The organism is Bradyrhizobium cytisi, assembly GCF_008123515.1.
Classification (GTDB): domain Bacteria; phylum Pseudomonadota; class Alphaproteobacteria; order Rhizobiales; family Xanthobacteraceae; genus Bradyrhizobium; species Bradyrhizobium cytisi.
The window spans coordinates 38,995-62,969 of record NZ_VSSR01000062.1 but is presented as its reverse complement, the minus strand read 5'-3'; the positions used below and the strand labels follow the sequence as shown (position 1 = coordinate 62,969).

The following is a 23,975-nucleotide window of genomic DNA, read 5'->3' as shown; positions in this document are numbered from 1 at the left end:
TCCTGGGTAGGGCGGCCGGCGCTGGTGCGCCGGCGTCGCTGAGAGGTCAGAGGAAGGCGCCGTGACCAGTGATGGCCTTGCCGACGATCAGATTCTGCATCTGATACGTGCCCTCGTAGGAGTAGAGCGCCTCGGCATCGGCGAAGAAGCGCGCGACGTTGTAGTCGGCGACGATGCCGTTGCCGCCCAGCACCTCGCGGCCCCATGAGACTGTCTCGCGCGATTTCGATGTGCAGAACGCCTTCGCCAATGCCGCGTGATGGTCGCCGAGCTTGCCTTCGTCGTCGAGCTGCGCCAGGCGGAGCATCAGGCACTGGCACGCGGTCAGATTGCCCAGCATCTTGGCGAGCAGATCCTGGATCAGCTGGAACGAAGCGATCGGCTTGCCGAATTGCAGGCGCTCCTGGGCGTATTTGAGGGTTGCTTCGTATGCGCCCATCTGAATGCCGGTCGACGCCCAGCCCACCATGTACCGCGTCATCCGCAGCACGCGTGCGGTATCGCGGAACGAATTGCCGCCCTGGAGACGATTCGCTTCAGGGATCCGCACGTCCTTCAGCGTGATCTGGCCGTTCTGGACCACCTTGAGCGCGATCTTGTGCTCGATCTTCTCGACGCCGAAGCCGGGCGTCGACTTGTTCTCGACGATGAAGCCTTTGACCTGATTGTCGGCAAGATCGCGCGCCCAGATGATGGAAATGTCGCACCACGGCGCGTTGCCGATCCACCGCTTCTGCCCGTTGAGAATCCAGGTATCGCCCTCCCGCTTGGCCGTCGTGGTCAGACCGCCACTCGTTCCGGAGCCGACCAGCGGCTCGGTGAGGCCGAAGCAGCCGATCTTTTCCCAGCGCGCCATCGCCGGCAGCCATTTCTGCTTCTGCTCCTCAGAGCCGTCGAGATAGATCGAGCCCATCGCCAAGCCGCTATGCACGCCAAAGAACGTGCAGAATGATGCGTCGGTGCGCGCCAGCTCCATCGCGACGAAGCCGAACAGCTTCTGGCTGCCGCCCGCGCAACCATAGCCCTCGAAGCCGAGCCCGCCGAGGCCGAGCTCCTTGAACGACGGCAGCAGCTCGAACGGAAACGCATCATCGGACCAGTATTTGTTGATGACCGGCTGGACCTTGGTCTCCATGTAGGTCCGCACCTTCTTGACGAGTGCTCTCTCGTCGGCGGTGAGAAGGTCGACCAGCTGATAGAAGTCGCCATTGGGTGCAGGCGCCGGCTTCGGCGCTGCGGTCTTGCTTGCTGGGGTTGGGGTTGGCATCTGGAATCTCTCCTTGCTGCGGCTCGGAAGCCTGAAAAGTGAAGGACGGGTTTGACGTGTGAATGGTCTCGTCGGCGCCGCCGATTTCGTCAGCTCGGCTTGGCTGCTTTCTTGCGCAGCTCGATCAGACCGAGCAGAACTTCGTCGCGCTCCGCCTCCAATTGCTCGATGGTGCGCGATCCGGCCTCGGCATGGACGCTGTCGATGAGCTTCTTTTGCACCTCCGGCGTCAGCACCGGCGAGCCGAGCGTCTTCCACCAGGCCGTCATCGGGCCGGTGAACTGCTGGAAGAAGTGCTCGATGCCGCCCGGACCGCCGCCGAGATGGTTCAGCATCAGGCTGCCCATGACGCCCCAGCGCAGGCCCGGGCCCCAGCTCAGGGCGGTGTCGACGTCGGCGGCGCTCACCACACCCTCGGCGACGAGGTAATAGACCTCGCGGCTCAGCGCGGCCTGGAGACGGTTGGCGACATGCCCCGGCATTTCCTTGTTGAGGCGCACTGTCCGTTGCCCGATCGACGTGTAGAATTCCGCCGCGCGCCGGATCGTGGCTTCCGAGGTCTTTGCCCCGCCGACGATCTCCGTCAGCGGAATCAAGTGAGGCGGATTGAACGGATGGGCGATGACGCAGCGCTCGGGATGGGACGCAGCCCCCTTCTGGATTTCACTCATGGTGAGCCCCGACGAGCTCGATGCGATGATCACGTCGGGCGGCAACAGCTCGTCGAGCTGGCCGTAGAGCTTCTGCTTGAACTCGATCCGCTCGGGCCCGTTCTCCTGGACGAGGTCGGCGCCGGCGAGAGCCTGTGCGATGTCGGGCGTGAATTTGAGGTTCGCCTGCGACGCTCCGGGCGACAGGCCCAGTCGCTCGAGTGCCGGCCAGGCCGTCTCGACGAACTTCCTCAGCGCGGCTTCCGCATTCGGCGCGATATCGGTCGCGACGACTTGAAGTCCCTTGGCGAGAAACAGCGAGCTCCAGCTCGCACCGATCACGCCGGTGCCGATGATGGCGATGCGGCGAATGGGCTTGGTGTCGGTCATGTCATTCTCTCCAATGCGTTGGTCAGACTTCAGCATAGGCAATGCCGGTGAGATTGCCCTGGGCGAAGAGGAAGTTGCGCTCGCCGGATCCATCGAGCCGCGCAGAGTAGATCGATCCGGCGAAATCGGTCACGAACATGCGATCGTTCGGGACGTCGAGCGCGATGCCGATCCCCTCCATGAGATGCGTCACCACGATCTCGGACTCGGCAGGCTTGCTGTCGATCGAAGCCCGGTTCACCGTGTTGCCACGCGGAGGATCGCCGCGGTCGGTCCAGTAGAGAATCCGGTTCTTGTGATCGATCTCCAGATCGATCGGCTCCGGCAGGCTGTCGTAAAAGATCTCGATGTCGGATCTTGTCGCTGCGGTCTGGCCGGCGGGTACTTCGACATTGGCGCGGAAGATGCGGCCGAGCCCGGCATTGTCGGGGCCCTTTTGCGTCCAGTAGATGCGTCCGAATTTCGGATCGATCGCCAGTCCGACGCACCATCGGGTCTGGTCCTTGCGATCGGCTTCGCTGTGCCCCGCCTCGATCAGCGTCTCCAGCCGCGAGCCATCGAGGTTGCAGCGCATGAGGCGCATGCCCTCGCGATCGCACCAGTACAGCTTGCCGCCTTTCTTATCGAGGATGATCTGCTTCGGCGTGTGGGTGTGTCCCTGCGGGACGATTGTCTTGCGGTTCTTGCCGTCGATGTCGGCGCGCTCGATGGACCCGTCATCCAGGCTCGGGATGCCCATGTTGGTCCAGTAGATATGGCCGGCCTCGACATCCACGACGATACCGTCCGGAAGGTGGCAGCCGGTCACGATGGTCGTGCGTTCGGAGCCATCCGTATTCATGGCGTGAATGCAGCCTGCATTCAGTTCGAGGACGAACAGATGAGGGATTGTGGGGTTTGATTTCGTGACGGCGTTTGGCATGTCGCACCTGCATCCTGGCCCGACCACGGACCGGGTCAGGTGACGCGACTATGACGCGATCACCGTCATTGATCTTGGACAGGAATGTCACCGCTGGAATGGGTCTGCTGCTTGATCGGTTGCGGCCCCCTCGCGCGGCATCGCGACGACTACCGATGCGAGCGCAGCAGCTTTCAACAAGTGAGGCATCAAACGTCCAAGCGTGGGCAACGGGCAGGTTACATGGTCGGCTCTGACTTAAAAAAATTCATCGCCTCGCGATTGCGGCTGGGCCCTGCAACCGAATAGAGTAAATGGCCATCCGGCCATCAGAAAGGGAGTCAGGCATGGACGTGCCGAGCTCTGACAAGGACATTCAAGGCACGCCCGACGCGCCGGATGACGGACGGGCGAAAACCGCGCGCAACCCGACGCGCACGCCCTCCATCATCGTCGGTGTCGTTGCGGTTGCCGTCGTGGGGCTTTCCGTCTTCTATCTGTTGCGGCCGGAGCCCTTGCTGGTCCAGGGCGAGGTCGATGCAACGCGGCTCGATATCGCGGCGCGCGTGGACGGACGGGTCGGCAAGATTCCCGTCGAGCGCGGCCAGAACGTTGCTGCGGGCGCAGTGCTCGTCCAGATCGACAATCCGGAGACCCTGGCCAAGCACGAGCAGATGAAGGCGGCCAAGGCTGTTGCGGACGCGCAGCTTGCCAACGTGCTGGTCGGAACGCGGGTGGAAGTGATCGCGGCACGGAAAGCGGAAATGGAGCGGGCGCAGGCAGCGCTGGTATTGGCGCAGAAGACGTACGACCGCACGCACACTTTGACCGATCAGGGCAACGCGCCGCAGGCCCGCCTCGACCAGGCGACCGACGCGCTGCATGAAAGCGAGCGCGCGGTTGACCAGGCCAAATCGGCCTATGAGCAGGCGGTCAACGGCTACACCAAGGAGGAGCGGGCCATCGCCGGCAGCAATGTCGAAAAGGCCAGCGCCGATATCCAGAGCGTCCAGTCGATCATCGATCAGCTCGTGGTCTACGCGCCCATCGCCTCCCAGGTCTACCAGCGCAACGTCGAACCCGGCGAATACGTGTCGCCGGGCGTCCCGCTCGTCACCTTGATCAATCTGGCCGACCTCTGGGTCCATTTCGATCTGCGCGAGGATCTCGTCAAAGGCCTGAAGGTCGGCGATCGCTTCGACGTCCGCATTCCGGCGCTGGGCGACCGCTCCGTCTCGGTCGAGGTCAAGCTGATCGCCACCAAGGGCGAATATGCGAGCTGGCGGGCCACGCGTGCGACCGGCGATTTCGACCTGCGGACGTTTTCGATCCGCGCCTATCCGGTGCAGCCGGTGCCCGAGTTGCGACCGGGAATGAGCGCCTATCTCGACTGGCGGTCGCGGCCATGAGGCCGGCGCCAAAACCCGGATTCCTGCTGGTCGCACGGCGCGAGTGCCGCTGGCTCTTTCACGATCGCGTGGCGCTGCTCCTGATCTTCGGCGTGCCTCTGTTTGCGTTCGTGGTGCTCACCACGGTCTTCAGCCATCCGGTCATTCGCGGGCTCGGTGTGACCATCGTCGACGAGGACAAGTCGGACGCCTCGCGTGCGCTGGTGGAATACGTCGCGGCGTCGCCGAGCCTGAACATCGTCGACCGCTCCGGGACATTGTCCATGGCGGTGCAGGACATACGCTCGGGCAAGGCGATCTCGGCGATCCATATCCCACCGGATTTCGAGCGCGACCTGGAGGCGCAGCGCCGCCCGCAGGTCGTCGGCTTCTATAATCAGCAGTTCCTGACGGCGGCGGGCATCGCCTCGTCGGGTCTGAGCGATGCGCTGTCCGCCGCGGCGGCCGTGGCCGCTCCCGCCAGGCGCGCCGCGCCCGCGGCGGCTTCGATCGGGACGCTCTCGACCGAAACCGTCGCGCTGGTCAATCCGCAGAAGAACTACGCGCAGTTCCTGCTGCGCGCGCTGCTGCCGACGATCATCCATGTGGTGATCACGCTGGCCGCAGGCTATTCGGTCGGTTCCGAATTCCGCCGCCGCGATGCACGGGACTGGCTCGCAAGCGCCGGAGGCGATCCGGTCACAGCGCTGGCCGGCAAGCTCGCGCCGCTGTTTTGCATCTTTCTCGTGATCATGCTGGCCGAGCCGCTGGTGCTCGAGGGCGTGCTCGAAATCCCCTTCAAGGGCGACCTGCTGCTGATGATCGCGGCCGGCTCGCTGCTGATCATTGCCTATCTGTCGCTGGGCGCCCTGCTCCAGCTGCTGGTCCGCGACCTCGCGACCGGGCTCGGACTTGCGGGCCTGTTTGCCTCGCCCGCGTTCGGCTATGCCGGCGTCGGCTTTCCCACCGTCGGCATGAACGCCTTTGCGCATATGTGGAGCGCGATCCTGCCGCTGCGCTGGTACATGGCCGTTTTGCTGGGACAGGCGGCGCGCGGATTGCCGGTGACGGAATCCGCCGTCCCCTTCGCAGCGCTCGCGGGCCTCGCGCTGCTGTTTGCCGGCCTGGCCTGGCTGCGCATGGCGAGCTTGACGCGCAGCGGCTGGTTCGAGACGGCGCGCCCCGAAGAGGCCCCCGCAATCGAGCCCGCGCCACGCGGCATCGGCGGTGCCTTCACGGCGGAGTGGCGACGCGTGCTGGGAACGCGGAGCGCCTTCAGTGTGCTGTTCCTGGCGCCACTGGTTTACGGCGTCTATTACCCGCAGCCCTATCTGAACCAGATCCTGCGCAAGCTCCCCATCGCGGTCGTCGACAATGATCTCAGCGATCTCAGCCGCCGGATGGTCGAGACGCTGGATGCCAGCGGCGCGTTGAGCGTCGCGGTTCGCGCCCGCACGCTTGCCGAGGCACACACCGCAATCAATCGCGGAGAGGCCTTTGCCGCCGTCGACATTCCGGCGGGCACCGAGCGCGACGTGCTCAAGGGGATCACCGCGCACATCCCCGTCTATGCGGACGCTACCTACCTCTTCATCTTCAGGTCGACCGCAAGCGGTGTGGCCACCGCTCTCGGCGCTCTGACGTCCGAGCTGGTGTCGCGCGGCGGACGCTCGGACGGCAGCCTCGTCAAGGCAAAGCTGGCAAGCTCGAGCCCGGCCGACGTTCTGCTGCAACCGATCTTCAACCCGGTCGGCGGCTATGCGAGCTATGTCGTTCCGGCCGCGTTCGTGCTGATCCTCCAGCAGACCCTGCTGATCGGCGCGGCGATGCTGACCGGCTCGGCGCTGGCGGGCGCCGGCGGCGCGTTCACCAGCGTGCTCGGCCGCGGCGTCGCGCACCTGACCATCTACCTGCCGGCGGTCGCGCTCTATCTCATCGTGCTGCCGCGGATCTACGGCTTCTCGACGCTCGGCCACCTGCCGCAAATCTTCGCGCTCGCGACCATCTTCCTGCTGGCGACGAGTTTCATGGGACAGGCCATCGGGGCGTGGTTCACGCGGCCGGAGAATGCAACCATCCTGCTGCTGGCGACCAGCCTGCCGCAGTTTTTCCTGGCCGGCTTTGCATGGCCGCGCGAGGCGATTCCCGATGTGGCCCTTGCGTTCGGTCGGATTTTCCCCGCCGATTCCGCGATCGACGGTCTCGTGCGCATCAACCAGCTCGGCGCCGGCATCTGGGAGGTTGCGCATGACTGGCGCGGCCTCTGGTTGCTGGCGCTGGTCTATTTCGCGCTCGCGGTGATCTCGGCATTCGTCGTCAAGAGAGGACAACGACATGCGCAGGGCTAGGCTTGCCGCCATCATCGCCATTCTGCTCGTCGCGGGCATCGTGATCATGTCCGCAAATCGCTCCGGATCACCGCCCGCACTCGTCGGTGTCGTGCGCACGACCGAAGTGAGGGTGGAGCCGGAGGTGACCGGACAGCTCCGGTCGATTGCGGTCGAGAAGGGCGCCACTGTGCGCGCGGGCGATATTCTGGCGCGGCTCTCCGCGGTGGAGTTGACGGCACTGGCGGACCAGGCACGCGCAGCGCTGGCCTCGGCAACCGCCAACCGCAACAACGTCTATGCCGGCGTCCGTCGCGAGCAGGTCGACTCGCTGAAAGCTGCGATCGCCAAGGCCAGCGCCCGCCTCGACTATGTGCAGGCCCAGCTCACCAGGACCAGTACGCTGGCGCGCCAGAGCTTCGAATCCCAGCAGTCGCTCGACCAGGCCGAGAACGACGTTGCGAGCGCGCGCGCCGACGTGGCCGAGGCCCAGGCCAATTACGATGCGGCCGTGGCGGGACCGACCCGGGAAGAGCGCGCGATCGCCGACACGCAGGTGCAGGCCGCGGCCGCCGCGGTCACCGTGCTCGAGCGCCGACTCGACAAGATGGTGTTGCGCGCGCCGGCCGACGGCGTGGTCAGCGTCATCGCCGCCGAGATCGGCGAAAACGTTCGCGCGGGCCAGCCGATCCTGGTGGTCGAAGCGGCGGGCAAGCAATGGCTCTCATTCAACGTGCGCGAGGATCATCTCGATCGTCTCGCGATGGGAGAAACGGCGAACGTGATGCGGCGCGGCGCCGATGCCGCGACAAAGGCGGTCGTCACCGAGCTGCGGCCACTCGGCGTGTTCGCCACTTGGCAGGCCGAGCGGGTGATTGGCGATCATGACCGCAACACGCTCCGCCTGCGCCTCGACCCGAAGGAAGCGTTGGCAGGCCTCGAGCCGGGCATGACCGTCTGGATCGACCATTAGCGAGAACTCTCAAGCGTTTGCCAAGCCTTACTGCTTGGCTTGACAGAGGCGGAAGAACTCTCACGCCTGTTTTGCAGGGCCTCTTCCACCGATCGGAAGTATGCTCGCAACAGGGGCGCGTGCACGAAGCAAAGAGCCAACTTTGCCGCAGGTTTGCAGCCAGATGATTGCCGGCCTACTCCGAGAACCACTGTAACGGGTTGCGAGTATTCAACTGTCCGGAACTGCCCGCAGTTTGCCCCAAGGATCGACTGGCCCCCCCGGCGCAATTTTTTGTCCCGACTGGAGACAGAGTTCTGACCGCGATTGCGCGATCTCGTCTATGCACGAGTTTCGCGGAATGCGAGGGCCGGAGCGCAGGTCCCTCTCGAGGCGGTCATTGAATACGATGGAAAATTCGCGAGTTGATTATGGGCAGGCGAGGCCCAGCAGTCAGGCGGTCGGGCACCGCAGCGATCCCATTAGCGTCGAACAAGCGACTGGAAAGCCGGTCAAAGTCAGAAGCAAAGTAGTGCTGCGCTTTGCCGGTCTAGGTCCGCAATACTGCGATCGTAGTTTCGGTCACCATGTCGTGTGGAAAGTTGCGCGCGATGGGATTTGCGATCATGCGGACCAAAACGTCGTAGGTTCAAATCCCGGACCCGCAACACCGATCGCAATTTTGGTTGGTGGTTGCCGTCTGAAGCGCACAGTTCCTTGCGTCCCGAACGCAGTGCACATTTTCTAAGTTGTTGATTTTTCTTACTTCGACAGGTGTTTCCATCTCGTTTTGTTCACGGTCGTTTCACCCAATTCGTTGCGATATCGTTGCGGCGTTCTCCGGTAGAACGGTGAGCAGCGGCCTTGCTCCAAGGGATCCTCCAACGGCTCCAACTCGCATCGATTTAGCGGCTTTTCCCGACTGGCCGCTTCGCGCCATGAGCGGTCGTTCCATAACCACGGATTGCGCTAACAGCTTGAGCCCGCCCCTCGTGATTTTTTATGAAGCCTCCGGCGCTTCTCGCCAGATTCCGTTCGGATCAGATCCGCAGGTTCAAATTGCGGACTGGCAACCACCGAACCCGACATTCGCCAGTAGCAGCGGTTTGCCGAGCTCGCGCCTCCTGGGGCGCCGGACACCCGGCGACGGACCGGCATTCAGCCGTGATATGCAAACAGCTCGATTGGGTCGTTGAAGCCGCGCACCGGATACTCGCCGACGCGTTCGAGATCGAAATCGCTTTTGACGAAGTCCGCGAACGCGCGGGACAGCAGCACCGTTCTGCCCAATTGTTTGGTGAGGGTTTCGAGACGCGCAGCCATGTTGACCGCCGGACCGATGACGGTGAAGTCGAGCCGGGTGCGCGACCCGATATTACCGTACATGACGTCTCCGACGTGGACGCCGATGCCGTAATTCAGCGGCGCGCGGCCGGTTTCGCCGTTCCTTTGGTTCAGGGCAACCATGGCTCGACGGGCCTTAGTCACGGCATGCAGCAGATTTGCACAGGCCGACGGGTTGCTGAGCGGAAAAATGGCGAGCAGGCCGTCGCCGATGAATTTCAGTATTTCTCCGCCATGTCGTGCAATTGGCTCAGACATCGCATCGAAATAATCGTTCAAGAGATCAATGACGTCATCGCGCGGCCAGTTGTCGGAGATCGCCGTGAAATCGCGTAAGTCGCAGATCATGATGGCGGCGTGCACCGTCGTCCCGCTTCCGCGCCTGGTGGCGCCGGCCAAAACGAGCTCGCCGGCGTGCGACCCGACATACGTTTCGAGCAGCGTTCGCGCCAGCCGGTTCTTCAGACGGATTTCGCTGACCAGCGCCAGAACCGGCAACAGCTTCAACAGGCAGTCGATATGCGCGTCGTCGAAACCACCTCGCTTGTCAGTCGCAAAGGTCACGAGGTGTCGCTTGCCAAGCGTATGGTATAGCGGCCACGCGACATAGTCGGTGAGACCTTTCGCCCGCATCTCGTCATAGACGGCATGCTTGCGGCCTAGTGCGGGATCGCGTTCCAGATTCTCGCGCACCTCAGCGGCCCCGTCATTAATTTCGTTGGCGGGGCTGCCGACGAATTCGGAGCGCTCCCTGATATCGTAGTCGACTCTCCTAAGTTCGGCCTCGCGCATCCCGTCGGCCCACATGATCCGGGAGCCGAGCCATTGCGGATGGAGAATCATGACATGAAGCGTCGCCCGCTTGGCAGGAATGCCCGCTCGCTGGAGCCGGAGACAGAGCTCGGCGAAGATATTGTCAAGGAAGCGCTCGTCGCGCGTGTCGTTTGTCAGCCAGTGCAGCACTTCGCTGTCGGAAGGCGCGGTGACGTGGTCGATGCTGGGTGGTACGTTCATATCTTGCTCCCGAGCAGTGACCTGGATCGATGATGCAGGATATGGATATGTCATGTCCCCGCTCGACGGCGTCAGCGGAGACCGCCGCGATTGCATGCATTGGGTTGACCTTGGCGCATCCAGGGCGGAGGGACGCAGCGCCAGCGCCCCGCCCTCCCCTTCAACCCACAGCGAAGGTCTCTCAACTTGCGACTGTAGTTCACACGAGCTTCGTTTCAACCGCGATGTTGCCGTGCGTCGCCCGGGAATACGGACACACTTCGTGCGTCACATCGATCAGACGCTGCGCCACGTCCGGCGCGATGCCGGGCAGGCTGACGTTCAGGCGGACCGCGACGTCGAAGCCGTCGCCGGTCGGTCCGAGGTCGACCTCTGCGTCGACCGCAAAGCCAGCCGGAAGTGCGAGCTTCATCCTGCGGGCCACGAGTTCCATCGCCGACTGGTAGCATGCCGACCAGCCCGCGGCGAATAGTTGCTCCGGATTGGTGCCCTCGCCAGAGGTGCCCGGCCTCGACAACTTGACCTCGAGTTTGCCGTCATCGCTGCGCGATGAGCCAACCCGCCCACCGGTAGTGTGGACCTTGGCGGTGTAGATTACTTTCTCTGGTCGATTCATAATGTACTCCTGTTGAAGGGATTGCGCTGGCTGTGGAAGCCAGAACGGTGGACGCTTGAGGTTGTGACGACTTCTATGCGTATTCGGTCGATGTCGTGACCGATTCCCATATGTCGATCTCCTTCCCGAGCGAATTCAACTTGTCTCGGGTCAATTTCAATGCGTCGCTGCCAAGCAGCAGATGCATCGGTGGATCGTTGGACGCCACCGCCTTCAGGATCGCACGAGCAGCTTTGGCGGGATCACCTGCTTGCTGGCCACTCTTTTCTGATCGAGCCCGTCGGATGGGGTCGAAGAGGGCATCGTAGTCGGAAATACTCCGCGGCGAACGGATCATCGATCGCCCCGCCCAGTCGGTCCGGAAGGAGCCGGGAGCAACTGCCGTTACCTTGATGCCGAAGCCGCGCACTTCATTTGCCAACACCTCAGATATGCCTTCAAGAGCGAATTTGCTGCCCGCGTAATAGGGGATGCCCGCCAACCCCACATATCCCGCCATCGAAGTAATGTTGATGATATGTCCGCGGCGCCTTTTGCGCATGAATGGCAGGACCGCCTTGATCATCGCGACGGCTCCGAAAACGTTGACATCAAACTGGCGCCGCATCTCTTCGAGTGGACTCTCCTCAAGGGTCCCTTCGTGGCCGTATCCCGCACTGTTGATGAGGACGTCTATCGGACCAACATCTCTTTCGGCCTGTGCAACCACGGGACCGATGGCTGCAAAATCCGTGATATCCAATACGATAGCTCGCGCGCGTGCGGGGTCCATCGCGCCAAATTCCTGTCGCGCGGCCTCGCTTCGCACCGTGCCGATCACGGAGCATCCCGACGAGAGTGCTTCCGTCGCCAGAGCCCGTCCGAATCCGGAACCGGCACCCGTAATCAGAAAATTCCCCTTCATCGCCATGTCCTTTCTCCGACAAGTTGCGATCCAAGCCTACTTTGACCCACGCTATTCCGCCGCAGGAGAGACGCAGGCGAATTCGATGCGGGTGCCGCCAGGTTCCCGGACCATAAAATGCACCTTGGGACCTTTGCCCGACCGTTCCGGCGCGAACTCAATGATCGTGTCGGGCCATGCCGCGACACGCGCGTGCAAGGTGTCAAGCGCGGCGCGGTCCACAACCTTGAGCGCAAGATGGTGTAAGCCAACATTGCGACGACGATCGAACGGCAAGCATTTGTCTGAATCTTCGACCTGCCAGAGCGTCACGATGCCATTTCCGTCGGATACGAACGACGCCGGATAGCTCGGGTTCTCGCCAACAAGCTTCCAGCCGAGGCATTCGCAAAAGAAACGCCGCGCGCTGTCGAGATCTTTCACGGCAAGTCCGACGTGGTCGACGCCGATTGTCAATGGGGCGTCATCCTGCATGGTTGATCTCCTGTGGCGCAGGGGCACCGGCTTCGTATAGTGCGAGAATATCGGCGATGGCACGGTTAAGCGGCGTCGCTACGCCCACAGCGTTGCCGAGATGGACCACGCCGCCCGATAGCCACCGGATCTCCAGGGGCCTGCCCCGTCGCAGGTCGTGATGCATCGATGACGTCATGTCGTAGGCCACATCATCCGCGAGCGTGAGACGCCGCTCGGCGTAGTCCGCAGCAAGATCCACACCGTGAGCATTTTCGACCGCGACGACCTCGCGCATGACGTCAAGCAAGAAGGCACGTGTCTGCGGATTCTCGCGGATCGCTCCGACCACACTCCGCATAGCAGTCGTGGTCCCGGACAAGCCGACAAGGAACACATATTTCTCCCAGATCTCTCGCAGAATGTTCGAAGAGAGTTCGGCGTTGATGCCTCCTTTCAAGCAGGCATCCAGAAACGCTTCAGCGCGCGCAGATCGGCGACCATCGAATTCGCCGAAGATCAGGCGTTGCATCGGTCCCGTCTGCCGGATGACACCAGGGCGCTCGAGCGTCGTCGCGACGTAGCCGACCCCACCCATAATCTGCGCCCGGCCATAAGCGGTGCGCAGCGCTTCGTCCTTGAGTACGCCGTTTTGGAACGACATCAGAGTGGTGCCCGGGCCGACCACCGGCTTGATCTGTTCGAGGACCGTCTCCGTGTCCCACAGCTTGACCGCCAGCAACACAAAGTCCGCCACACCGAGATCGGCGGGATCTCTGAGGCTCGCACAGGGGCCACGCGGATCACGTCGAGACCGCCCTCGACGACCAGCCCGCTTGCGCGCATCGCCGCCAGGTGAGAGCCCCGGGCAAGGAAGCGGACATCTGCACCACCTTGCGCAAGACGTGCGCCAAAGTAGCCTCCCAGACCTCCTGCACCGATCACCGCTATGCGCATAGTGTCTCCCAAAGATTCGCTGAATCAAGATCGGGAAATCGTTGAGTCGCCAGGACGGGACGGCGAAGCCAACCATGCTCGTAAAGGCACAATACCAATTGGAAAAACGAATAATTTAGATCGCACCTATCTCGATTTCCGATTACGAAGGAGGCGCACAGGTCGCGGCCGACGTCCTTTGCCACTCTGCCACCTATTGCTTCGACGTAGTTGGCGTCTATGTGCCTTCCCTCAGACCAGTTTGTATGGGGCGTCCGACAAAACGCACTGTGCGCCCTTGTCTGCGATCATGATCGTCGGCGTATTGGTGTTGCCTGAGGTAATAGTTGGCATTACCGATGCATCGATAACGCGCAGCCCATTCAGCCCGATCACACACAGGTGCCGATCCACGACCGCGAGCGTATCGTGCTCCAATCCCATTTTCGCTGTACCGACCGGATGAAAGATCGTCGTTCCGATATCGCTGGCAGCCTTGGCAAGAGCAGCCTCGCTGTCATCAATCGACGGCCCCGGGATATGCTCCTCTGGTCGAAAGCGGCGGAGTGCCTCCTGCTTCATCAAACGGCGAGTAACGCGGATCGCGTCCGCCGCGACGCGTCGGTCCTCCTCGGTTGAAAGATAGCCCGGTGCGATGACAGGCTTCGCCAAAGGGTCAGCGGAGCGAAGACGGACGGTGCCGCGGGACGTCGGCCGGAGATTGCATGCCGAAACCGTGATTGCGGGGAAGCGATGTAACGGATCCCCAAACCCATCGAGCGAAAGTGGCTGCACGTGAAATTCGATGTTCGCGCGGTCGAAGGCAGGTGATGAGGTCGTGAATATCCCGAGCTGGGACGGTGCCATGGTGAGAGGGCCGCGCCGGAACAACGCATATTCGAGACCCATCAGTGCGCGTCCAATCAACGAGTGATAGGTCTCATTGAGCGTTTTGGTGCCATGCACACGGTAGATCACCCTTTGCTGCAGGTGGTCTTGCAAATTGCGGCCGACGCCGGGCCTGTTGGCGACGGTGCTGATGCCAAACTCGCTCAGCCACTCTGCCGCTCCCACACCGGAGCGTTGGAGGATCTCGGGTGACCCGATGGCACCGGCGGACAGGATAACCTCGCCCTTCGTACGCGCCTCGATGGTGCGTCCATGCTGCCGATATCGGACACCCACGGCGCGCTTCCCGTCGAACAACACCTTTTCGACCAAAACTCCCGTTTCAAGGCGCAGGTTGGCGCGATGCAACACTGGTTTCAGGAAGCCACGCGCCGAAGACCAGCGGAAGCCTCGCTTCTGATTGACGTGGAAGTAACCGACACCAGTGTTGTCCCCGGTATTGAAGTCCGGCGTCATTGGGATACCCATCTCAACGGCGGCCTTCGCCACGCTGTCAAGGACATCCCATCTCACGCCCGGGGGCTCCACCCGCCACTCACCACCGACACCGTGGTGTTCGGATTCACCCATAAAATGATCGTCCAGGCGCTTGAAGACCGGACGCACGTCATCCCACCCCCAGCCAATAAGACCGAGTTGTCGCCAATGATCGTAGTCAGACGCCTGGCCCCGCATGGAGATCATGGCGTTGATCGCGGAAGAACCGCCCACCACTTTGCCGCGCGGATATTTCAGCGAACGACCGTTAAGGCCCGCCTCCTTCACTGTCTCGAACATCCAGTCGGACCGCGGATTGCCGATGGCGAAGAGATAGCCGACTGGAATGTGAAACCAGATCCAGTTATCGTTGCCGCCGGCTTCCAGAACCAGAACACGGCTGTTGCGGTCCGTCGACAATCGATTGGCCACGACGCAACCCGCGGACCCGGCTCCCACGACAATATAGTCATAGTCGCCATCCAGTTCAGTGCTGGGAACCACCGTTTTCTCCAACTGTCGCAGACCCGAAGTGTGGCGGGGGAGCAGCGGCCTTGCCGCTGCTCCTCCCTGCTTAGTGACCCGCGCTCTGGCCGCCGTCGACGTGCAGAATCTCGCCGGTGACAAAGGGAGCGTTCTCCAGAAACATGATCGCGTCCACGATGTCTTGAATTTCTCCCATACGTCCGATCGGATGCATCTTTGCGAGAAACTCATGTGTCTCGGGAGCGTGCATCGGCGTCTTCATAACGCCGGGAGCAACGGCGTTGACCCGAACCCCCTTTTTTGCGTACTCGATCGCCAGGGACTTCGTGGCTGCGTTCAGCCCACCCTTGGTCATCGAGGCAAGGACCGACGGAACGTTGCTGTTGGCGTGATCGATGAGGCTGGTCGTGATCTGGACGATGTGACCCGACCCCTGCTTCAGCATTTCGGCCGCGACGCGCTTCGTGATCCGGAAGAAGCCACCGAGATTGGTCGCAAGCACCGAGGCGTAGTCCTCCTCGGTATAATCAACCAGCGGCTTCGCTATGAAGATTCCCGCATTGTTGATCAAAGTGTCGATGCGTCCGAAACGTGCCAGGCCTTCCTCGACGATGCGGTCGGCTGTCTTCGGATCGGCCACATCTCCGGCGATAGTCAGGATGTCCGACTCCTTGCTGGGCTTGATCGACCGGGAATTGGCGATCACGCGGTAGTCGCGGTCGCGATACGCCTTCACAAGCCCTGCGCCAAAGCCTTGCGATGCACCGGTGATGACGGCGACTTTCTGCTCTGTTCCCATGGTATTTCTCATCGATCAGCGAACGACCTGATTGCCATCCGCCAGACGGCCCACGTCTGATGGCTCACACTTAGTGCCGTTTGCGCGCATGCGAATGGCCGTTGGCCGGCAGCTTCTGTTTCCGAAATCGGAACAGTGCCCGGTCAGGCGGCGTATGAGAGGTGAATTGCGGTCAGCTCCTGAATTCGCGGCGGGCCGCGCGTACGCTTGTCGCGATGTGCGTATGCACCTCGGATACTCTGCGCGTATGATGGGTGTCGGGATGCGAAACCAGCCAGTAGTTTCGCACGAAGCGGATCTCCGGCAGCAAGCGCTTCAGCTCCGGAAATCGTCGTGCGGCGTAGTCGTGCAGTATTCCCACGCCGTGGCCGCCCCTCACCGCCTCCATCTGCGCCACCACGCTGCCGCACTCGTAGTGCCTGTTCATGAACTTTCCCAGCGCGGACGCGTAATCGAGCGCCCGGCTGTAGACGAAATCCTCGACATGCGTGACGAAGAGGTGGCCGGCGAGATCGGCCTGCTTCCTGATTGGCCCCGAACGTTTCAGATAGGCGAAGATGTCGGAGATGATCCGCATCGAGGGTGCGGGCGGATAGATATAGGTGTTGCGCACCATGAACTCTTTCAGAATGTCGTTCTGAATGGTGCCCGACAGCTTCTCCGGCGGCACCGCGCAGGAACGGCGCGATGCCTGGCCAGGTCTCAAGGAAATCGAGCCCGGCGATACCTGCTTCTCCGTATGCCGACTTGACCGGAATGCCCTCCGGAGTCACCCACGGATCGACGGAAACGGAAGAAGCGGCGACCGAGCACCTTTCGAAAGCAATACTTGCAAAATTCGGGATAACGCTGATGGATGACATCTGAGTGTTCGCGTTCGATTGTCGATTATCCGGAAACCTTCGGGTTTTGGATCCGGTTGTAAGCGGCATTTAGCGTTGCCAAGGCGTCGCAACTGACGTGAATAAAGCTGCAGATGCCAGCCCGCCGAAACGCGGGCTCGGATAGAGAGGGAAGTCCCGCCAAATAGATGTGCCTAGCTCCGACTTGCTGAAGCGCGTGGGCGGAGATTTCGGCGCACTCCGCATAGATCTTATCGCTGGAGCAAAGGCAGGCAAGTTCGGCACCAGAGCCCGTGAATGCGAGGGCAAGCTCGGCTGGGTCGGCGAAGCCGGCGCCGTCGATAGCCTCAATTCCTCCCGCTTCGAAGAAGCTCTTGGCGAATGTCGCGCGGGCCGTAAAGTCGGTCGGTGTGCCGAGATTAGCAAGAAACACTCGCGGCCGCGCGCCGAGTAGCTTCAATATCGCATCGGACTTATCGCGGAGCGATTCGAACGGTTCCGCAAGCCGGATCGGCGGCAGTGGGTCGAATACGAATTTCTGATCAAAGCTAAGCGGAAGAGCCATCGGTCTTACGCTTAGTACCGCCGCTGCGCCTTCGCCAAGGTTTGCGAACTCGCTCACTCCGGTCAGCGGGTCGCTGCGCTTCGCGAGATTGGCACCGCGCGCTGTGCGTGTAGCTGTGATCTTCGCCTGAAGCGTTCCTTGCTGTAGAGCGGCAAAAATGCCGCCCGCATTTTCAGTCTCTTGGAAACTTCTCCAGGCCGCGTCGCAAAGCTCCGTTGTTAGCGCCTCAATGCCGCCAGCACCTGCGGCAGGATCGCTAACCTTGGCAAGATTGCTTTCCTCCAGCAGCAGAAGCTGCGTGTTGCGGGCCACGCGCCGGGCAAACGAGTCTGGAAGGCCCAGCGCCAACGTGTGCGGCAGGACTGTGATCGCATTGGCACCGGCGATTCCCGCAGAGAATGTCGCCAAGGTAGCGCGCAACATGTTTACGTAGGGATCGCGCCGGGTCAACATGCGCCAGGACGTGTCAGCCGCAATGAACAGCGGCCTCGGCGCCACACCGCACGCCGATTCGATGCGCGCCCAGAGGAGTCGCAACGCGCGGAATTTAGCCATAGTCAAAAACTGGTCGGCGTCAGCAGTAAGTCGCGCATAGATCATACTTCGCGCTTGATCCAGCGGAATGCGCGCCGCCTCCATAGCGTGCAGATATGCCACGCCGCAGGCGAGCACAAAGGCAAGCTCCTGCACTTCTGAGCCGCCGGCGTCATGAACGATACGCCCGTCGCTCGCGGCAAACGGCCCCTTGAACCCCAGCGTTACAAGCCCTTTGATCGTGCTGGCAACGGCCCGCGCGATTTCTTCCCAAGTGTATGGACTGCGTCCGCTTAGGGCGCACGCGCCCAGCGGATCGAGCCCAAATCGAATGTCGCAGACGGCGGGATCGAAACCGACCGACTTCACATATTCCGCAACATGGATCGCGGTCTTACGCCCGTCGGTACCAATTTGAAGTTCAATCCCAATGCCGGCATCAAGGTGGACGTCCTTTAAAGCTTTGGCGACGGCACCTGCCGTTTGATCGAGACCGAACCCGCGGCTGCAGTTGGCGCCGGCAAAGACGAGCGTCAGGCCCGTCGCCCCATTCTCCAGATCGTGAAGGGCCTGCCTATTGGCCGTCACCGCGTCTGGATGATCGATGCGCTGCATGATCTGCCAAGGCGCCGCGGGTGCCCGCCCGTCGACTAGTGCAATGTCTTTCGCGCGGAGATAAATCGGCTCGATTCTCAAGTCGTCGTACGTCCTACCAATCAGCTTTTCGAACGGCGCTCCCTTTAGCACGCCATCAACCAGCTTGTGCCAGTCCTGGCGTGAAGCAGGCGCAAAGCCCGATGCCAATGCCAACCGTTCGGTTTTCATCAAGTCCACCTAATCCCAAGTGACGCTGAGCTGCCCAGCATGACTACTGCCTGGAAGTTTCCGAAGTTCCCGCAGACAGGCTGCCCATCTCAGGTCGCCTCTTGCGGTATTCAGGAAAACTCCAAGATCAACGCGTCCACCGCGAGCGTCGCGCCTGCACTCGCGTGGATCTTCTTCACGGTGCCGTCCTGCTCGGCGCGCAGCACGTTCTGCATCTTCATGGCTTCGACCACCGCGAGCGTCTCGCCGGCCTTGACCTCCTGCCCTTCGGTCACCGCGATCGAGACGATGAGCCCGGGCATCGGACAAAGCAGCTTCTTGCCGGTGTCGGAGGCCGTCGTCACCGGCATCAGCCGCGCTGATGCGGCCTCCGCTTCGGTCCAGACATAGACCGGCACCTCGACGCCCTGATGCGCGAGACGGATGCCGTTGGCAATCGGCCGCGTCTGCACCGCGACGACATGGCCGTCGATGGTACCCTGCCAGACCGGATCGCCCGGCATCCAGGGCGACTGCAGCAGATGCGCGTTGCCGGCCTTGCCGTCGGCGTCAACGAAACGGATCGCGATCGCATCGCCCTCGCGGGCGACATCGAGCAAGATCTCCTGGCGGTCGAGCCAGACCGCGCGGCGGCGCTCGCGCTGCACGATGCGGCCGCCCATCTGGCCGGAAATCTGCCGCTTGCGTTCCCCTAACACGTGATCGATGGCGGCGCCGACTGCGGTGATGCGGCGCGCGACTTCGCCTTCGGGCACGCGCACCGCAAAGCCCTTGGGGAATTCTTCCGCGATGAACCCGGTCGAGAGATTGCCCTCGCGCCAGCGCGGATGATGCATCAAGGCCGACAGGAACGGGATGTTGTGGCGGATGCCGTCGACATAGAACGAGTCGAGCGCCGTCGCCTGTGCCTCGATCGCAGCGGCACGTGACGGCGCGTGCGTGACGAGTTTTGCGATCATCGGATCGTAATGGATCGAGATTTCGCCGCCTTCCTGCACGCCGGTGTCGTTGCGCACGGTGATGCCGTCCTTGCTGACCTCGGCCGGCGGGCGGTATTTCACCAGACGCCCGATCGAGGGCAGGAAGTTGCGGAACGGGTCCTCGGCATAGAGCCGCGATTCCACGGCCCAGCCGGTGAGCGAGACGTCCTTCTGCGCAATCGCCAGCTTCTCGCCGGCGGCGACGCGGATCATCTGCTCGACCAGATCGATGCCGGTGACGAGCTCGGTGACGGGATGCTCGACCTGGAGGCGCGTGTTCATTTCGAGGAAGAAGAAACTCTTGTCCTGCCCCGCGACGAACTCGACGGTGCCGGCGGAATCGTAGTTCACGGCCTTGGCCAGCGCGACCGCCTGCTCGCCCATCTTGCGGCGGGTGGCTTCATCGAGCAGCGGCGACGGCGCCTCCTCGATGACCTTCTGGTTGCGGCGCTGGATCGAGCATTCGCGCTCGCCGAGATAGATGACGTTGCCGTGCTTATCGCCCAGCACCTGGATCTCGATGTGGCGGGGATCGACGATGAATTTTTCGACGAAGACGCGGTCATCACCGAACGAGGCCTTGGCCTCGGCCTTGGCGAGATTGAATCCCTCGGCGACCTCGCTCCTCGAATGCGCGATGCGCATGCCCTTGCCGCCGCCGCCGGCGGAGGCCTTGATCATCACGGGGTAGCCGATCTCGTCGGCGATCTTGACCGCGTGCTTGTCGTCCTCGATGACGCCGAGATAGCCCGGCACGGTCGATACTTTTGCTTTCGCGGCGGCCTTCTTGGATTCGATCTTGTCGCCCATCGCGGCGATCGCGCCCGGGTTCGGACCGATGAAGACGATGCCGGCCGCTTCCAGGGCGCGCGGAAATGCCTCGCGCTCGGACAGGAAACCGTAGCCGGGATGCACGGCCTCGGCCCCCGTGTTGCGGCAGGCCTCGACGATCTTCTCGATCACCAGATAGCTCTCGGCTGCGGCGGGCGGGCCGATCAGCACGGCCTCGTCGGCCATCTCGACATGGAGGGCATCGCGGTCGGCCTCGGAATAGACCGCAACCGTCTGAATTCCCATCTTGCGGGCGGTCTTGATGACCCGGCAGGCGATTTCGCCGCGATTGGCGATCAGAATCTTCTTGAACACAGCTCTTCCTACAACGGAATGTTGTCGTGCTTCTTGGCCGGAATTTCCATCTTCTTGTCACCCAGCATGGCCAGCGCCCGTGCGATGCGGCGCCTCGTTGCATGCGGCATGATGACGTCGTCGATATAGCCGCGCTCGGCGGCGATGAAGGGCGACAGGAACCGGTCTTCGTATTCCTTGGTGCGGGCGGCGATCTTGTCGGGGTCGCCGATGTCGCTGCGGAAGATGATCTCGACCGCCCCCTTAGCGCCCATGACCGCGATCTGCGCGGTCGGCCACGCATAGTTCATGTCGGCGCCGATCTCCTTGGACGCCATGACGTCGAAGGCGCCGCCATAAGCTTTTCGCGTGATGATGGTCACCAGCGGCACGGTGCACTGCGAGTACGCGAACAGGAGTTTCGCGCCGTGCTTGATCAGGCCGCCATATTCCTGCGCGGTGCCGGGCAGGAAGCCGGGAACGTCCACAAAGGTGACGATCGGAATGTTGAAGGCGTCGCAGAAACGCACGAAACGCGCCGCCTTGCGCGAGGCATCGCTGTCGAGCACGCCGGCCAGCACCATCGGCTGGTTGGCGACGAAGCCCACCGTGCGGCCCGCGATGCGGCCGAAGCCGATGACGATGTTCTTGGCGAAGCTCTCGGCGATCTCGAAGAAATCGCCCTCGTCCACGACCTTCAGGATCAGCTCCTTCATGTCATAGGGCTTGTTCGGATTCTCGGGGATCAGCGTGTCGAGCGACATGTCGACGCGCTCGATGTCGTCGAAGCTCGGCCATTCCGGCACGCCGTCGCCGTTGTTGGACGGCAGGAAGTCGATCAGGCGGCGCATCTGCAGCAGCGTCTCGACATCGTTCTCGAAGGCGCCGTCCGCAATCGAGGAGCGCGTGGCGTGCACAGAGGCGCCGCCGAGCTCTTCGGCGGTGACGACCTCGTTGGTGACGGTCTTCACGACGTCGGGGCCGGTGACGAACATGTAGCTGGTGTTCTTCACCATGAAGATGAAGTCGGTCATGGCCGGCGAATAGACGTCGCCGCCGGCGCAGGGGCCCATGATGACCGAGATCTGCGGGATCACGCCCGAGGCGAGCACGTTGCGGCGGAACACGTAGGAATAGCCGGCCAGCGCCGCGACGCCCTCCTGGATGCGCGCTCCGCCGGCATCATAGAGGCCGATGATGGGCGCCCGCGCCTTCATCGCCATGTCCTGGAGCTTTGTGATCTTCAGCGCGTGGGTCTCGGACAGCGAGCCGCCGAACACCGTAAAATCCTTGGCGAAGACAAACGTTTTGCGGCCGTTGACGGTACCCCAGCCGGTGACCACGCCGTCTCCCGGAACCTTGGTCTTCTCCATCCCGAATTCGGTCGAGCGGTGCTGGACGAACATGTCCATCTCCTCGAACGAATGCTTGTCGAGCAGCAGATCGATCCGCTCCCGCGCGGTGAGGCGGCCGCGCGCATGCTGCGCGTCGATGCGCTTCTCACCGCCGCCGAGCTTGGCGCCGGCGCGACGTTGTTCAAGGGCCTCGATAACGGACATCGATTGGGCCAACTGATCTACCGCTTTCTGGCGATTGGAGGCAGGTCGGTGCAAATGCCCTCATGGACTTCGGCAGCCATGCCGATCGTCTCGCCGAGGGTCGGATGCGGGTGAATGGTCTTTCCGATATCGATCGCGTCAGCCCCCATTTCGATAGCGAGACAGATTTCCCCGATCATATCGCCGGCATGCGGTCCGACGATCACGCCCCCGACGATGCGACCGGTTTCGGCGTCGAACAGCAGCTTCGTCATGCCATAGGACGCGCCCGACGCGATGGCCCGGCCGGACGCGGCCCATGGGAATTTTGCCGAACGGATCTTCCGTCCGGATTCGGCGACATCACGCTCGGACTTGCCGACCCAGGCGATCTCAGGATCGGTGTAGGCGACATTGGGGACGATCTTCGCGGTAAAGGCCGCCGGCTTCCCGGCAGCTACTTCCGCGGCGACGTGCCCCTCGTGAACGGCCTTGTGCGCCAGCATCGAACCGCCGACGACGTCGCCGATGGCGAAGACGTTGCGCGCCGTCGTTCTCATCTGCTCGTCGACCTGAATGAAGCCGTTCGAATCGATGGCAACGTCGATCCGTTCGAGGCCGAGCTCGCTACTGTTGGGAACACGGCCGGCCGATTGCAACACCAAATCGTACGATCGTGTCCGTACCGATGCGCCTGTGGTACCGACCCTCACGCCGTCCGGCGTGATTTCGGCGGTTGATACGCTGCTTGCGACGTCGATATGCTCGAAGCGATGCGCGTTGCGCGAACGCCAGATCTTCACCGCGTCGGCATCCACGCCCGCCAGGATATCGGGAAGCCTTTCGACAAGATCGATCTTGGAGCCGAGCGAGCTGTAGACGGTCGCCATCTCCAGCCCGATGATCCCCGCTCCGATCACGAGCATGCGGCCCGGAATGCTTCGCAGCGCGAGCGCGCCGGTCGAGGTCACGACCCGCTCGTCCTTGGGAAGCACCGCCAGCTGCACCGCGCGCGAGCCCGTGGCAATGATGCATTGACCAAATTCAATTTGCTGCGAGCCTGCCCCCTCACCGACAATCTCGAGCCGCGTGGCGGAGGCGAATTTCGCGATGCCGCGGATCACCGTGACGCGGCGCGCTGCCGCCATCTGGCTCAGCCCATCCGTCAGCTTCTTGACAGTGCCGTGCTTGAAGGCGCGCAGCTCCTGCAGATCGATCTGCGGCGCGGCGAAGCGAATGCCCTTGTCCGCGATCCGTTCGACCTCCTCCTTGACGGCCGCAACATGAAGCAGCGCCTTCGACGGGATACATCCAACGTTCAGGCAAACTCCGCCCAAGGTGCCGTAGCGCTCGACGATCGCGGTGTTCAGTCCAAGGTCTGCGGCCCGAAACGCTGCTGAATAGCCGCCCGGCCCGCCTCCAATCACGACAAGATCGTAGCGCGTATAATCTGTTGCGCGCTGGCCAACATCCTGATCCGCTGAGATCGTCTCGCCCTGCGCGCCCGCTTCGTCCGACGCTGACGCCTTGCCAATCATGGAGCCTTGAGACACCTTGTCTCCAACACACAGCGACATGCTCGTGATCACCCCTGCGATCGGCGACGGAATCTCCAGCGTGGCCTTGTCGGATTCCACTGTGATCAACGCCTGCTCTCGCACGACGACGTCGCCCGCCCTGACGTGGACCTCGACGACTTCGACGTCTCGGAAATCCCCAATGTCGGGGACCCGGATTTCCTCTGTCCGCATCT

At 62.5% G+C, this 23,975-nt stretch carries 17 protein-coding genes and 2 pseudogenes; 3 read left to right on the top strand and 16 right to left on the bottom strand.

The genetic code is table 11. The features are described 5' to 3' along the window. Positions 1 to 46 precede the first annotated feature (46 nt). From FXB38_RS32155 to FXB38_RS32145, 3 genes are all read right to left on the bottom strand, one after another. Entirely contained in the window at positions 47 to 1,267 is a 1,221-nt protein-coding gene (locus FXB38_RS32155) for an acyl-CoA dehydrogenase family protein (protein WP_148754977.1), read from the bottom strand. 89 nt (positions 1,268 to 1,356) lie between these two features. After that, a complete protein-coding gene (locus tag FXB38_RS32150; RefSeq protein WP_148754976.1) occupies positions 1,357 to 2,307 on the bottom strand; it encodes a 3-hydroxyacyl-CoA dehydrogenase NAD-binding domain-containing protein in 951 nt (316 codons plus the stop codon). Between the two features lie 22 nt (positions 2,308 to 2,329). Further along, positions 2,330 to 3,148, bottom strand: a complete 819-nt coding sequence (locus tag FXB38_RS32145; RefSeq protein WP_246230286.1) for a 3-hydroxyacyl-CoA dehydrogenase — start codon at positions 3,146 to 3,148, stop codon at positions 2,330 to 2,332. A 407-nt stretch (positions 3,149 to 3,555) separates the two neighbouring features. On the opposite strand from FXB38_RS32145, the gene FXB38_RS32140 reads away from it, so the two are divergent. From FXB38_RS32140 to FXB38_RS32130, 3 genes are read left to right on the top strand one after another with little or no spacing between them, the layout of a single operon-like run. Further along, positions 3,556 to 4,617 carry an HlyD family secretion protein gene (locus FXB38_RS32140; RefSeq protein WP_148754974.1) on the top strand — a complete coding sequence of 354 codons (1,062 nt, stop codon included), beginning with the start codon at positions 3,556 to 3,558 and terminating at the stop codon, positions 4,615 to 4,617. Then, a complete protein-coding gene (locus FXB38_RS32135; protein ID WP_148754973.1) occupies positions 4,614 to 6,944 on the top strand; it encodes an ABC transporter permease in 2,331 nt (776 codons plus the stop codon). Before FXB38_RS32140 ends, FXB38_RS32135 begins: the two co-directional genes overlap by 4 nt. Next, positions 6,931 to 7,896 (top strand): HlyD family secretion protein, encoded by a 966-nt coding sequence (locus tag FXB38_RS32130; protein WP_148754972.1) that lies wholly within the window; start codon positions 6,931 to 6,933, stop codon positions 7,894 to 7,896. The genes FXB38_RS32135 and FXB38_RS32130 overlap by 14 nt, the downstream gene beginning before the upstream one ends. 1,137 nt (positions 7,897 to 9,033) lie before the next feature. Here FXB38_RS32130 and FXB38_RS32125 read toward each other — a convergent pair. From FXB38_RS32125 to lpdA, 13 genes and pseudogenes are all read right to left on the bottom strand, one after another. Further along, positions 9,034 to 10,233, bottom strand: coding sequence for an adenylate/guanylate cyclase domain-containing protein (locus FXB38_RS32125; protein ID WP_187435293.1), 1,200 nt, complete (start codon positions 10,231 to 10,233; stop codon positions 9,034 to 9,036). A gap of 199 nt (positions 10,234 to 10,432) precedes the next feature. Next, positions 10,433 to 10,849 carry an organic hydroperoxide resistance protein gene (locus FXB38_RS32120; protein ID WP_148754971.1) on the bottom strand — a complete coding sequence of 139 codons (417 nt, stop codon included), beginning with the start codon at positions 10,847 to 10,849 and terminating at the stop codon, positions 10,433 to 10,435. A 73-nt stretch (positions 10,850 to 10,922) separates the two neighbouring features. Then, entirely contained in the window at positions 10,923 to 11,759 is an 837-nt protein-coding gene (locus FXB38_RS32115) for an oxidoreductase (protein ID WP_148754970.1), read from the bottom strand. 45 nt (positions 11,760 to 11,804) lie between these two features. Then, positions 11,805 to 12,227 (bottom strand): VOC family protein, encoded by a 423-nt coding sequence (locus FXB38_RS32110; RefSeq protein WP_148754969.1) that lies wholly within the window; start codon positions 12,225 to 12,227, stop codon positions 11,805 to 11,807. After that, a pseudogene (locus FXB38_RS32105) lies at positions 12,217 to 12,972 on the bottom strand (ketopantoate reductase family protein); the annotation flags it as partial. The gene FXB38_RS32110 and the pseudogene FXB38_RS32105, both read right to left, overlap by 11 nt. Further along, complete coding sequence (locus FXB38_RS45120) at positions 12,870 to 13,163, bottom strand: ketopantoate reductase family protein (RefSeq protein ID WP_210250965.1); 294 nt, start codon at positions 13,161 to 13,163, stop codon at positions 12,870 to 12,872. The gene FXB38_RS45120 and the pseudogene FXB38_RS32105, both read right to left, overlap by 103 nt. Positions 13,164 to 13,394: 231 nt before the next feature. Then, positions 13,395 to 15,032 carry a GMC family oxidoreductase gene (locus FXB38_RS32100; RefSeq protein WP_246230284.1) on the bottom strand — a complete coding sequence of 546 codons (1,638 nt, stop codon included), beginning with the start codon at positions 15,030 to 15,032 and terminating at the stop codon, positions 13,395 to 13,397. A 70-nt stretch (positions 15,033 to 15,102) separates the two neighbouring features. Further along, positions 15,103 to 15,813 (bottom strand): SDR family NAD(P)-dependent oxidoreductase, encoded by a 711-nt coding sequence (locus FXB38_RS32095; protein WP_148754967.1) that lies wholly within the window; start codon positions 15,811 to 15,813, stop codon positions 15,103 to 15,105. A gap of 172 nt (positions 15,814 to 15,985) precedes the next feature. After that, positions 15,986 to 16,667: pseudogene (locus FXB38_RS45115) on the bottom strand (methylmalonyl-CoA mutase family protein). A gap of 34 nt (positions 16,668 to 16,701) precedes the next feature. After that, a complete protein-coding gene (locus FXB38_RS32085) occupies positions 16,702 to 18,579 on the bottom strand; it encodes a methylmalonyl-CoA mutase family protein (protein ID WP_148754966.1) in 1,878 nt (625 codons plus the stop codon). 110 nt (positions 18,580 to 18,689) lie between these two features. Then, the gene (locus FXB38_RS32080; RefSeq protein ID WP_148754965.1) at positions 18,690 to 20,705 is read right to left on the bottom strand and encodes an acetyl-CoA carboxylase biotin carboxylase subunit; all 2,016 of its coding nucleotides are present in this window, start codon (positions 20,703 to 20,705) and stop codon (positions 18,690 to 18,692) included. 8 nt (positions 20,706 to 20,713) lie between these two features. Then, positions 20,714 to 22,243, bottom strand: coding sequence for an acyl-CoA carboxylase subunit beta (locus FXB38_RS32075; RefSeq protein WP_148754964.1), 1,530 nt, complete (start codon positions 22,241 to 22,243; stop codon positions 20,714 to 20,716). Positions 22,244 to 22,260: 17 nt separating this feature from the next. Next, the gene (gene lpdA, locus FXB38_RS32070; protein ID WP_148754963.1) at positions 22,261 to 23,973 is read right to left on the bottom strand and encodes a dihydrolipoyl dehydrogenase; all 1,713 of its coding nucleotides are present in this window, start codon (positions 23,971 to 23,973) and stop codon (positions 22,261 to 22,263) included. Between the last annotated feature and the right edge of the window lie 2 nt (positions 23,974 to 23,975).

Bases quoted from the DNA above. Each gene is read 5' to 3' on its own strand.
- FXB38_RS32155 (WP_148754977.1), bottom strand. From the start codon at position 1,267: ATGCCAACCCCAACCCCAGCAAGCAAGACCGCAGCGCCGAAGCCGGCG.
- FXB38_RS32150 (WP_148754976.1), bottom strand. From the start codon at position 2,307: ATGACCGACACCAAGCCCATTCGCCGCATCGCCATCATCGGCACCGGC.
- FXB38_RS32145 (WP_246230286.1), bottom strand. From the start codon at position 3,148: ATGAATACGGATGGCTCCGAACGCACGACCATCGTGACCGGCTGCCAC.
- FXB38_RS32140 (WP_148754974.1), top strand. From the start codon at position 3,556: ATGGACGTGCCGAGCTCTGACAAGGACATTCAAGGCACGCCCGACGCG.
- FXB38_RS32135 (WP_148754973.1), top strand. From the start codon at position 4,614: ATGAGGCCGGCGCCAAAACCCGGATTCCTGCTGGTCGCACGGCGCGAG.
- FXB38_RS32130 (WP_148754972.1), top strand. From the start codon at position 6,931: ATGCGCAGGGCTAGGCTTGCCGCCATCATCGCCATTCTGCTCGTCGCG.
- FXB38_RS32125 (WP_187435293.1), bottom strand. From the start codon at position 10,233: ATGAACGTACCACCCAGCATCGACCACGTCACCGCGCCTTCCGACAGC.
- FXB38_RS32120 (WP_148754971.1), bottom strand. From the start codon at position 10,849: ATGAATCGACCAGAGAAAGTAATCTACACCGCCAAGGTCCACACTACC.
- FXB38_RS32115 (WP_148754970.1), bottom strand. From the start codon at position 11,759: ATGGCGATGAAGGGGAATTTTCTGATTACGGGTGCCGGTTCCGGATTC.
- FXB38_RS32110 (WP_148754969.1), bottom strand. From the start codon at position 12,227: ATGCAGGATGACGCCCCATTGACAATCGGCGTCGACCACGTCGGACTT.
- FXB38_RS45120 (WP_210250965.1), bottom strand. From the start codon at position 13,163: ATGCGCATAGCGGTGATCGGTGCAGGAGGTCTGGGAGGCTACTTTGGC.
- FXB38_RS32095 (WP_148754967.1), bottom strand. From the start codon at position 15,813: ATGGGAACAGAGCAGAAAGTCGCCGTCATCACCGGTGCATCGCAAGGC.
- FXB38_RS32085 (WP_148754966.1), bottom strand. From the start codon at position 18,579: ATGAAAACCGAACGGTTGGCATTGGCATCGGGCTTTGCGCCTGCTTCA.
- FXB38_RS32075 (WP_148754964.1), bottom strand. From the start codon at position 22,243: ATGTCCGTTATCGAGGCCCTTGAACAACGTCGCGCCGGCGCCAAGCTC.
- lpdA (WP_148754963.1), bottom strand. From the start codon at position 23,973: ATGCGGACAGAGGAAATCCGGGTCCCCGACATTGGGGATTTCCGAGAC.